Source organism: Croceitalea marina, from assembly GCF_042684265.1.
Lineage (GTDB): Bacteria > Bacteroidota > Bacteroidia > Flavobacteriales > Flavobacteriaceae > Croceitalea > Croceitalea marina.
Window position 1 is genome coordinate 415463 of sequence record NZ_JBHULB010000008.1, and the last position, 11405, is coordinate 426867.

Here is an 11405-nt window from a genome sequence, read left to right on the forward strand (position 1 = left end):
AAAACACTATTACTAATTGGTTTAGCAATTAGAAACAATAATTGAAATAAGGTCACAAATACCTTTGATTTTATTTAAAGGAATAGTGGTTAATGCTTTTCGAAATTATGACATTTCTTACATAAATCGAAGAAAAAGAGCTAAAAAATGAACTATTTAAAAGATAGTTTTAAGGTTTGATTTTACCTAACAGCTTGGCTGGGCGTTTTGAATGAAAAGAACTTTTTACATTATGAGAATTAAAATTAAACTTTGAAGTAAAAAATGCACAACTAGCGGTTGTCAAAATTACATGAGTGCAGAACAATGAAAAACCCTGATAATCAATAAATTAGCAGGGTAGTGATGACCGCCAAAAGACGGTTCGTCGGGATGACAGTCCTAAAAGAAGAACTATATCACTTTGATTATCAATAATTTAAACCGCTAACATATAGCTGTACACCGTATTGCAATTTTTAAATCAAATAAGTGCAAATGATGTAATTCTTTATGATGTAAATATAATTAAATTCTTGATTTGATTATACTATTCCGTGTTACATATTCTAAGCCATATAATCCTGCCAAATGACCAAAATGTATTTTTCTTTTCCTTTGTCCATTTTACTCAAAAAACCGAACTCATAAACAAAAAGATATACTTCTCCCTTTTTGTTCTTCCAATAATGCGTAAAAAACTTTGGATTAAAACCTTCGTTCAGTAATTCATTTTTTCTAATGACCGTATAACCCGATTTATTAAATCTTTTTAAAACCTTACGGTTAATTTTCAATTGCCTATCAACCTTAATATAAAATCCTTCTGTTTTTTGTCGTTGCTCATATTGATCTATGGATTTGCACTTTTTAGAACAGTATTTCTTATCAGACCTCCCCTTTACGGTCGCATCACATACTGGACAAGTTTTGAAATTAGTCATTTGTAAACGCATATTATAGACTTAATATACCGTTTTATATTTTAAACATAAGTAAACTTGTTATATGAATTCACTGAAATCAATAACGTTATATCATCTTATGATAAAGAACGAAAAGATGATAGGAATTAAGTTTTCGCCTGATAAGTTGATTCAAGGGTTAATTAAAAGTCTGCCTGACCCCAAGTGGAGTCAAGAATATAACATGGCCTATATTCCAAACACCAAAACCAACCTTGGAATAATTTTTACAACATTCAAAGGTCTAGTCTGGATAAACTACAATCGATTTTTGACCAATAGACCTAAGAATACCGGTAACGAGACCATCGATGTAGAGTGGTTTAGAAAAAGGAAAACGGTTCCAGAATATAGGCTCTGCCCTGAAGAGTATTTGTTAAAACTGGAATTAAAACGTTACGCCAATAGCACGGTCAAAACCTATGTCACATTTTTTGAACTATTCATCAATTACCATAAGGATAAGGAATTAAAAGAATTGGACGAAAAAGACATTAGGGCTTTTCTCCAAAGTCTTATTCAAAAAAAGCATTCAAACTCTTATGTAAATCAAGCCATAAATGCCATTAAATTTTATTATGAAGTCGTTTTAGGGATGCCCAACCGTTTTTATGAAATTGAAAGGCCTCGAAAAGAATCGAAACTTCCGAAGGTAATCTCAAAAAAAGAAGTTTCGTCCATTATTGATAATACAAATAATATCAAACATAAATGTATTGTACAGTTGCTATATAGTTCTGGCTTAAGGCGAAGCGAATTATTGAACTTAAAAATCAAGGATATAGATAGCGTACGCATGTTGGTCCGAGTTGAGGGTTCAAAAGGTAACAAGGACAGACTTACCTTATTATCTAAAACAGCTCTTAAGGATTTAAGGAGCTACTATAAAAAATACGAGCCGCAACTATACTTATTTGAAGGGAAGAAAGGAATTAAATATAGTGGTGCCAGCGTTTTGAAAATTGTAAAAACAGCTGCTGAAAAGGCACGAATTCGAACTACAGTTACGCCACATGTATTAAGACATAGCTTTGCAACACATTTGTTGGAATCAGGAACAGATTTAAGACAAATACAGGTTCTATTGGGTCACGGTTCGACCAAAACTACTGAAATTTATACCCATGTTGCTACAAACACTTTCGAAACCATTAAAAATCCACTAGATTAGTAATACTAAAAAAGAAATAAACGTACCATGGTACGTTTAGCCAATTGTTGGCAAACATTTAAGAAAAAAACGAAAACCTATGAAAAAAACGAATTTAATTTTTGGAATTATCCTTGTATTAATGACTTCATTGAATTGCAATGCGCAAGAATACGAACAGGAGGAAAAAACAATATCAGGAATTTTCGATATAGAAGGAAAATCAAAGACGGAAATATTTGCTTCGATTAATAAATGGATTGCATTGAATTATAACTCTGCTCAAAATGTTGTTCAATTAAACGACAAAGAATCTGGAAACATAATAGTTAAAGGAATTAATGAGGCTGTTTATAAAAATGTAATGAAGGAATTATATCCTAAAAACAAATATATGCAGGAATTCAGCACAGTTGAATTTAATCATACTATGGAAATAAACATTAAGGATAATAAATTCAGAATTATTTACACTTTGACTGATATAATAACACCTGCACCAGTAGCAGGTTATAATCTGGAATCTCAATATAATATGGTATTTGAAATGATAGATTTTACAGGTCTAAAACAAGAAAAAATAGACAATTATAATAATTACATTGAGGAACTTTGGAAAAAGGCAATGGTTGGGAAAAAAAAGAGAGAGAAATTTAAAGAAATGACAAAACCGACCTTTGAGGAAATGAATAAAGGTGTAATTGAAAGTATTAAATCAACTATGATTTCTATTGAAAAAGCAGTTAAATCGACTAAAAAAGATGATTGGTAAAAAAACGATTTGCCAACACCGTATATAATTTATTGCTGGCTTCTTGCCTACTTGCGAAAGTCCTCGCGGACTTTCTTGGTCGGTAATTATTTACTAAATTAGTTGCTTGAAACACGCAACAAACCATATACAACAACGTTGCCAGTAATTTGAGAAAACTGATATTCATCGCGCTTACTCATTCAAAAGGTCTATTTACTCATTTCACTTTTTTATTTCACAACAACTGATTTAGATTTGGTGAAAATATCTAGATATGAAAAAAATATTTCTTCTTTATTTTTTGCTTTTATCTTCTCTAACTTTTGGTCAAAAAAACACAGTTAAAGAAGTAGCATCTGATTCAATAACTGAATTGAATTTCCCTAAAGAAATATCATTAAAAAGAAAATTTCGAAAACAAATAGAAGAAAAGAAAAGAGGATTCTATAGAATATATAACTACGATACCATTACTCCAAAGAATCATTCAGTAGAATTTTTGGTGGATAAAATTGAGAATGACAAAGAATATAGCTTTGTGTTTGACGCAGAATATCTCTTGGCTTTCAATTACACTGATATGATTCCAAAACTGATAGAACTGATTATTAACAACAAAGAGGTTGGATTGATAAATACATCGGATTTAATTATCTGGGAAAGAATACAAAGCGGAGATTTAAAATCATATGGTCACGGCGGAATAGTTCAAGATGACCTTTTTAAAGTTTCTGGAAGAGCAAACCACTTGCTTAAAGAAATTACAGGAGAAGATTTCGGAATAATAAGAATGAATACAAAACAAACTGAATTGAAAGAAATTCAAGATAAATGGATTAAATGGCTGAAAAAACTCTGAAAAAACTACTGGCAACAACGTATATAAAAAATCCGTCACCTTTCGCTATATTTGATAATCCCCTACTTTTAATAACAAACAATCACGGCTGAAAAAAACGTCCACCAAAAAAGACGTACTTTTCATATACAAAACCGTTGGCATTCATTTTGGACAACCTATGAAACATATTTTTTACATTATAATTTTCGCTTGTTTTTTAAGTTGCAAAGCTCAGAAAACGGAATCCAAAGCTGAAATATTTGACACGTCTGAATTTGAACATCCTGAATTGATTTCCGACTTTATTTCTGCCGAATGGGAAAAAGTATTTAAAGCAAAAGACAGTTTACTGAATATCGGTGAAACTGTAATTCCTGATTTGCTAAAATTAATGAATAACCCAAAAGCATTTGAAAAATTACAAAATACAGCTGATTTGATTTATCCAGGTGCAACTGAATTTTGGGGACACGGTTGGGTAATTGACTATGATTTAGACTGGATTGCGATACGAGCAGGTTGGGCAATGGAAAATTTGACTTCACAACATTTTGGATTTACAGAAAATGTGATAACTGAAAAGGAATTAATGGATTTGCACAAAAAAGATTATGCCAAATATATTGAGACTGGAAAACACGATGTGAATTTTGAAAGACAGAAGTTTAAAGAATTGGATGCTATAATTAAAAAAGCTAAAGATTGGTGGAAAAACAACCAAGACAATTGGACACCTTTAAGCGGATTAAAAGACGCTATTTTTAGCGATGATATCAACAGACAATTAGATGCAATTCAACAAATGAGATTCACTCGATTTAAAATCAAAGGATATAATCAAGAATGGTTTGACCGAGAAATAAAACCTCGAATTATCGAACTGAATAAAACGAATGACGAGGAACTGAAATTACAAACTGGATATTTATTGCGGAATTAAAAAAAACGAAATGCCAACACCGTGTATAATTCATTGCTAGTTAGAGCCTACTTACGAAAGTCCTCGCGGACTTTCTATCTGTGATTTATTTGCTAACTTTAGTGCTTAAACACGCAACGAAATCATACACAATCACGTTAGTGGCAATGGTAAAACAAACATTGTGCTAAATTGAAAATGACAAGAACCGAGTGAAAAAACACCTTTACAAGAATATAATTTATCTGACCTTAGGAACACTATTCTTTTTCCTTGGAAATGGAAATGTGAGTTTTGCATTCGCAACTTGGATTTTCTCTTTCTTTCTTTTACAAGTTTCGAGAACAAACAATAAACTTTTTTCATATCTCGTAATACCAATACTATTTGGTATTTCTAGCCATTTTTCGTTTTTAAAATTCATACCAAGTGCCCCTACGAGTATCTTTTATTACGTCCCAATGCTATTTGGTGCACTCTATGGATTTGTTTTTCTTGTAGACCGAATATTTTGGAACAAAATCAATGGATTTAAAGCTACCTTAGTTTTTCCGCTAGCCTATACTTCATTGGATTTTTTATCAAACCTGTTCAATCCATTTGGTACAACAGGCGCTTTAGGGTACTCTCAAATTGAATTTTTATCTTTTTCACAACTTGCATCTATTACAGGAATGTGGGGGATGACTTTTATGATAACTTGGTTTGGTTCAGTTGTTTCTTGGTGTTTACTTCACAAGAAAAATAGAAAAAAGGGTTTAATAGTTTATGCTTCAATTTTAACAATAATATTGGTATTTGGAAATTTTAGACTAACCACATCTTTAGAAAAAGGTACAGTCCAAATTTCGTCAATGCATACACACGACAAAAATATTGGAGGTTATGAAATGTGGAAAAGTCGAAGCAAAAATGACACTATTGCTTTTAGAAAAATAAGTAAAAGGATTATCCAAGACTTAATCAATAAAACGTCAGTCGAAGCTGACGCTGGCTCGAAAATCATAGTTTGGAGCGAAATTTCGGCTGAAATACTGAAAAGTGACGAAAATGAATTAATAGAAATGCTAAAATCACTTTCAAGGGAAAAGAACATTTACATAATGACAAATCTTTTAACGATTGTCCCAAAAGGTCAAAAACCAGAGAACAAGATTTTGATGTTTACACCAACTGGAGACATTGTAATTGAACATTTTAAATTCGGCGGCAACTTTTTAGAAGGTTCTGTCGAAGGTGATAAAACTATAAAAACAATAGAAACAAAATATGGAAAAGTAGCGGGCATTATATGTTGGGACGCAGATTTTCCCTCGATAGTCAAACAGATTGGTAAATCCAAAACGGATATTCTTCTTATTCCAGCATCGGATTGGAAAGAAATAGACCCTTTACATACAATCGTTGCGGTTTATAGAGGAATAGAAAATGGCTGTTCGGTTGTTAGACAGACCCGAAACGGGCTTTCAATAATGACTGACTCAAGAGGTAAAACAATTTCTCAATTAGACCATTTCTCGACCGAAAATTGGGTTATGATGGGACAAGTACCAAATAAACGAATATGGACATTATATCCTTTAATAGGAGATTTATTTGGTTGGTTATCGATTATTGGTTTGGGGGTAATGTTATTTTTTGGTATTAGAAGAAAAAGATTGCGTAAAACCACAGCCACTAACAATGTATAAAAAAAATAGGGCAGAAAGTGCTATATTTAAGAGCTTGGGTGCATTTGCAAAGTCGCCAAATCTTTTGATTTGGCTTTTGGAAAAATAAGGTAAAAACAAAATACAAAAGATTCGGCTTGTGGCTAAACCGAAACGACATCGCTTACCACCTGCCCTACTTTTCTTATACGAGCCGTTGGCTGTAATTGAAATGAAACAAACTTTATACTTTATAATACTAATCGGACTTTTAAGCTGTCAGAACTCTGAAAAGAAAGTTGAACTGAAAAGTAAAGACTGTAATAACACAAAACTTGTGAGCTACATTTATCCGATTAGCAATTTTACTAATGGAAAAACTTTTGTCTACTCTTTAAAATCGAATAGAGAATCTAAAACTGAATTGTTTAAAAAAAGATATTCATTAAAAGTTGATAGAGATTCTTTACTTTTTAGTGTTACAGAAAACTCTCAAGGAATAGTAACTGACTCAACTATATTTACTCTGACCAATGGAATTCCGAAAGTTCTAGAGTCTTTTACAAGAGTAGATGTATATCCCGAATTGATACCAACCAAGGATTCTATCGTTGGAAATAGATTTTGTGAATTCGGAACTTTTGGAAATTCATATGAGTATGAAATACCTTTTAATGGTAAAATGGTTTCAAGAAAGTTTCAGGGACATACAACTCATAAAGAATACGTGAAAAAAGTGTTCAATGGAATAGAATATAACTGTGCAATAATGGAATCACGAAAAACATTGACAGCTGAATTTAATGGGCAAACGGAAAAATTAAATGGAACTTGGACAGGTTGTACTTGCGAAAGTTTGGGCGAACTTTATTCGACAACTAAAACCGAAAATGGAATGGTGATTGAACACAAACTTGAAGAAATAATTGAATAAAAAACAACTACAGCCAACAATGTATAACCGCAATTACGGCGGATTCGACTACGTCCGAATCCACTCGGAATTGCTAAAGTCAGTGCCAAATCGAAAATTAACGCATATAAACCCGTAACTGACGGTTATACGAGACCGTTGGCAACAAGCTGAAAAATGAACTACGCAAGGAACAAAATAGAACTTGAAAAAAATGGATTTTCCGTTTTAGCTGACTTGTATTCGGACAACGAAATAAGCCGAATTCTAGCTTGTATCGAAAATGCTGAACACGACGGAAATTCGTTTATGAAAACAAAGGACTTGTTTGCAATTAGACAGTTAATTAAAAATTTGCCTGAATTGAGCAATCTGTTGTTTAACAGAAAACTGACTGAATTAATTTCTGACCTTTACGAATCCGAATATTTCCTGACAAAAGCCATATATTTTGACAAACCAAGTAAATCGAATTGGTTTGTTGCTTATCACCAAGATTTGAGCATATCAGTTGACAAAAAAGCCGATTTGGAAAATTATGTGAATTGGACTTTTAAAAAAGGTCAATTCGGAGTTCAACCACCAATTGAAATTTTACAAGACACAATAACAATCCGAATTCATTTAGACAAAACGGATAAAAACAACGGAGCGTTAAAAGTAATTCCGAAATCTCACTTAAACGGAATTGTTCGTGCCGACTCGAAAGATTGGAATTTAGAAAACGAATTTATCTGCGAAGTAGAAAAAGGAGGAGCAATGTTAATGAAACCGCTGACTTTACACGCTTCTAATAGAACAACAAACGGAAAGAAAAGACGAGTAATACATTTAGAATTTAATAAACATAAATTAACTGAACCGTTGGCTTGGTTGGAACGTTATGGAATAAAAAAGCCAGTTGCCAACAACGTATAAAATTAATTGCTTGGTACGAGCCTGCTTACGAAAATCCTCGCGGATTTTCTATTCGGTTTGTATTTGCTAAATTCGTTGCTTAACCACGCAACTAATCTTATACAAAACCGTTGCCAACAATACAACTGAACCAAGTATTATTCAACTGACTTACTGAAATTTCTTTATTTTTTGCCTTGCTTTTTTTAGCAGGTATGCGGAATGAAAAACGGAATTATATTAATGACATTTGATTATCATCTGAAGGTCTTGGATTTATTTTTATAACTTCAGTAATTTCGTGAGTTGTGCTTATTAACTCGTAGTTGTAGTCGTATTTAACAGTTATCTTCACCATACAAACCAAAGAATCTTGAGGGCGAACATCTATTTTTCTATTTTGAAAATCTTTTAACCATTCTTGGTGCGTAATCTTTGCAGATATAGTCCCATTTCCGTGTTTGAAAGACCATTTTGAATCGCCTAAATAATCAGGTTTTTTAACCTTTAAAATCATTTTGGAATTAGATACTAATTCTTCTTCCGTGATTAAATCTTCCATTGACTCTACATCGATTTTCAAATCAAGATTGAAAGATGCATTTCCAAATGGAGACTCATAAGAAACTTTATCTGTATCTGAAAGTATTTCTAAAGACTGATTTATATTATCTATGTTTTTTATTATGGTTTTTTTGTTTGTCGGAACATAAGTTGGAATTTGGTCGATTCCAGTTTCGCTTGCTGCTTTTTTCAATTCCATTTCAATAACTTCAATTTCAGTAGCATCAGTCAATAAGACTTTACCTTCTAAAGCATTTAAAGCAATGTATTTTGCTTTTAATAAATAATGACCTATTATTTTTTTATAATCTAAATCACTAATAGCACTATCTGGAATTTTTCTTAATGCGTTTGCTAAAATTGTTTTTAAAGAACCTTTCTCTACATCTTCGAGAATTAAAACAGTTTCAATTTTATTGTCAATATGTTTAACTAAATCTTTATCGAATTGCTCAAACGATTCAATTAAAGAAGCCATTGATTTAAAAACTCTCGATGGATTTGGAGATTTCTTATCAAAGTCTATAATTATACTAAAATCGTTGTTTTCTTTTAGTTTCATTTAACACAATTTACTACAACAAAGATACAAAATACAAGCGACAATAGGCGATATTTTGCTTCCGAATGTCAGCAATTTTGCCAACGCTTTTAAAAAAAATAAAGTATTCAGTATGTCAATGAACGCCTGAACTGATTGAAAAGTACAGTTGGCAACAACGTGTATAATTCATTGCTAGTTCAGTTCTTACTCACGAAAATTCTGCCGAATTTTCTAGTCAGTTTTTATTTACTATTTTAGTGCTTGCATACGCAACGAAATCATACACAAAACCGTTGTGTGCAATTTGAACCAACTAAAATCTACCCAAAATCGAGTATTGAACATAAATTATACTGATTTTTTTTAGAGCAAAAATTTTTAATTATGAAAACATTCAAATATATAGCCTTAATACTATTTATTTCATTCAATTACTTAAACGGGTACGCACAAAACAAAACAACAGATTTATATTTCTTTTTCGAAAGTCGAGTGAGCGCATGTTCAGATATAGACCTTACATTTTTTGTTTCGCCTATATTCGTTTGTCAAAATCAACCTTATAAAGTAAATGCCAACTATATGAATGAACTTGATAATGAGTTATTAAATTCATGGAAATCTTACTTGAAAAATTTGATAAAAACTCAGTATCCAGAATATCAACAAAATAATTGTGTGTCAAAAGTTGATAGTTGGACTTTTTTTGTTAGAGATGCTAGTAGTCGCCAAGTAATAGACGAAATCTATAGCTACAAGAAAAATAAAATTCAGACAAATTATAATTTCAATGGTTGTCCGTCAATTTCTATTAGCGAAAGTAAAATAGAAGAAAATGTAAATAGTACTTCTACAAATGAAAACCAAAACTCTGTTTCGAGTATCCCCAATTATTCAAAAAATAGAGACGCAATGTTGTTAAAGCATAGTGCAGATTTAGCTGTTGCTTTAACGAATGCATTTCAAAACAGGAAAACAACTGAAAATAGAATTTGGAAAAACCCTAGTGGAGAATATCATTCTGGTACAACTGTTTATAAAGGTAATGGAAGCGTTTCAAAATATACAGGAATTCATTATGTATCAGAGGACGAAAGTCTTGAAAAAATTATCGAAGTAAAAAAATACTCAGAAAATGGGAAAATGGAATATTTTTATTCTACAAGAGATAATAGAATACCAATTTACGAAACTTATATACCAGTAAGACAGATAACTAAATTTTATCCACTTGACTATTCAGAGAGATATATTAAAGAGAATACTTTTGAAAATCTGTCTATTAAAGAAAGTTCTATGTATGATAGCAAGGGTAAAAAAGCAAATTTTAAAGAGTTTTATGATAATGGTCAAATAAAATATAGTTTCAATTTTAATTATTTCAGTAATAGAGCGAATAAAATTCAACTTTTTGAAAACTATACATATGAAGCTTATTACAAAAATGGTAAAAGATTATTTTTATTCTCTACTGACAAGGATGGCTATATAAAAAATAAATCAATTTCTCTTCTTGATGACCAAGGAAACATTAAAGACAAAATGAACCTAACTGAAAAAGAACTTGATAATTTTAGAAAAGAAGGATATTACTATTTAAAAAAAATAGTTAACGAGAAACTCAAAAAAGAAATAAAAAATAGCAACGTATTACTTTTTGATATTGACTTAGAGAAACAAAGTTATTACTTACGAAAATCTAACGAAGCAAATAACAATGGAAAGTTTGAAGAATGTGCAAAGAATTTAATTAAAGCTTATCAATATGGCGCTCGGGAAACTATCATACTTTATTACATCGCAGCAAGCTACATTAATGCAGAAAATTATAAAGAAGCGCTGAAATATTATCTTTTAGTCGAAGAAAATGATTTTGAATCCTTGTCACAAAAAGAAAAAAACCAGGTTATAAAAAATATCGCTTTGATAAAAAATAATAATTAAAATACTATATGTATAAAAACTGCACACAACAATGGCTATAAGTAATTGCTTGTTCTTGTCTATTTTGGAAATTCCTGCGGAATTTCCAACTTGGTGTGTACTTGTAAAGTTAAATGCTAAACCACGCAACTACTCATAGCCGGGACCGTTGTACACAAGGCTGACCCGTCCTGAATAAAGGCTACATAATTCTTACAATTATGTACAAAAATGACAAAGTAATCAGACGGTATTCCGAATCTTTCAAACTCAAAATTCTGGACGAACTTACAACCGGAAAACTAAA

The 11405-nt window shown here is 31.4% G+C and carries 10 protein-coding genes; 8 read left to right on the forward strand and 2 right to left on the reverse strand.

The annotated features are described in order from the left end of the window. Positions 1 to 548: 548 nt before the first annotated feature. Entirely contained in the window at positions 549 to 923 is a 375-nt protein-coding gene (locus ACFSQJ_RS08915) for a hypothetical protein (protein ID WP_377766601.1), read from the reverse strand. A 64-nt stretch (positions 924 to 987) separates the two neighbouring features. Between ACFSQJ_RS08915 and xerA the strand changes: the two genes are divergently transcribed. From xerA to ACFSQJ_RS08950, 7 genes are all read left to right on the forward strand, one after another. Beyond that, on the forward strand, positions 988 to 2115 hold the full coding sequence (xerA, locus tag ACFSQJ_RS08920) for a site-specific tyrosine recombinase/integron integrase (RefSeq protein ID WP_377766602.1): 1128 nt from the start codon (positions 988 to 990) through the stop codon (positions 2113 to 2115). 79 nt (positions 2116 to 2194) lie between these two features. Continuing rightward, positions 2195 to 2866, forward strand: coding sequence for a DUF4468 domain-containing protein (locus ACFSQJ_RS08925; protein WP_377766603.1), 672 nt, complete (start codon positions 2195 to 2197; stop codon positions 2864 to 2866). Positions 2867 to 3122: 256 nt separating this feature from the next. After that, the gene (locus tag ACFSQJ_RS08930) at positions 3123 to 3707 is read left to right on the forward strand and encodes a hypothetical protein (RefSeq protein ID WP_377766604.1); all 585 of its coding nucleotides are present in this window, start codon (positions 3123 to 3125) and stop codon (positions 3705 to 3707) included. Positions 3708 to 3867: 160 nt separating this feature from the next. Next, positions 3868 to 4629, forward strand: a complete 762-nt coding sequence (locus ACFSQJ_RS08935) for a hypothetical protein (RefSeq protein ID WP_377766605.1) — start codon at positions 3868 to 3870, stop codon at positions 4627 to 4629. A gap of 191 nt (positions 4630 to 4820) precedes the next feature. Then, on the forward strand, positions 4821 to 6299 hold the full coding sequence (locus ACFSQJ_RS08940; protein WP_377766606.1) for a nitrilase-related carbon-nitrogen hydrolase: 1479 nt from the start codon (positions 4821 to 4823) through the stop codon (positions 6297 to 6299). A gap of 118 nt (positions 6300 to 6417) precedes the next feature. Next, a complete protein-coding gene (locus tag ACFSQJ_RS08945; RefSeq protein WP_377766607.1) occupies positions 6418 to 7191 on the forward strand; it encodes a hypothetical protein in 774 nt (257 codons plus the stop codon). 156 nt (positions 7192 to 7347) lie between these two features. Continuing rightward, positions 7348 to 8088, forward strand: coding sequence for a phytanoyl-CoA dioxygenase family protein (locus ACFSQJ_RS08950; RefSeq protein WP_377766608.1), 741 nt, complete (start codon positions 7348 to 7350; stop codon positions 8086 to 8088). 214 nt (positions 8089 to 8302) lie between these two features. Here the strand turns inward: ACFSQJ_RS08950 and ACFSQJ_RS08955 are convergent, their stop codons facing one another. Next, on the reverse strand, positions 8303 to 9193 hold the full coding sequence (locus ACFSQJ_RS08955; RefSeq protein ID WP_377766609.1) for a hypothetical protein: 891 nt from the start codon (positions 9191 to 9193) through the stop codon (positions 8303 to 8305). A 366-nt stretch (positions 9194 to 9559) separates the two neighbouring features. Between ACFSQJ_RS08955 and ACFSQJ_RS08960 the strand changes: the two genes are divergently transcribed. Further along, on the forward strand, positions 9560 to 11119 hold the full coding sequence (locus ACFSQJ_RS08960) for a hypothetical protein (protein ID WP_377766610.1): 1560 nt from the start codon (positions 9560 to 9562) through the stop codon (positions 11117 to 11119). The last annotated feature ends 286 nt before the right edge of the window (positions 11120 to 11405 follow it).

Excerpts from the sequence above, each read along its gene's own strand:
- ACFSQJ_RS08960 (WP_377766610.1), top strand. The coding sequence starts at position 9,560 with ATGAAAACATTCAAATATATAGCCTTAATACTATTTATTTCATTCAAT.
- ACFSQJ_RS08935 (WP_377766605.1), top strand. The coding sequence starts at position 3,868 with ATGAAACATATTTTTTACATTATAATTTTCGCTTGTTTTTTAAGTTGC.
- ACFSQJ_RS08955 (WP_377766609.1), bottom strand. The coding sequence starts at position 9,193 with ATGAAACTAAAAGAAAACAACGATTTTAGTATAATTATAGACTTTGAT.
- ACFSQJ_RS08915 (WP_377766601.1), bottom strand. The coding sequence starts at position 923 with ATGACTAATTTCAAAACTTGTCCAGTATGTGATGCGACCGTAAAGGGG.
- ACFSQJ_RS08925 (WP_377766603.1), top strand. The coding sequence starts at position 2,195 with ATGAAAAAAACGAATTTAATTTTTGGAATTATCCTTGTATTAATGACT.
- ACFSQJ_RS08950 (WP_377766608.1), top strand. The coding sequence starts at position 7,348 with ATGAACTACGCAAGGAACAAAATAGAACTTGAAAAAAATGGATTTTCC.
- ACFSQJ_RS08930 (WP_377766604.1), top strand. The coding sequence starts at position 3,123 with ATGAAAAAAATATTTCTTCTTTATTTTTTGCTTTTATCTTCTCTAACT.
- xerA (WP_377766602.1), top strand. The coding sequence starts at position 988 with ATGAATTCACTGAAATCAATAACGTTATATCATCTTATGATAAAGAAC.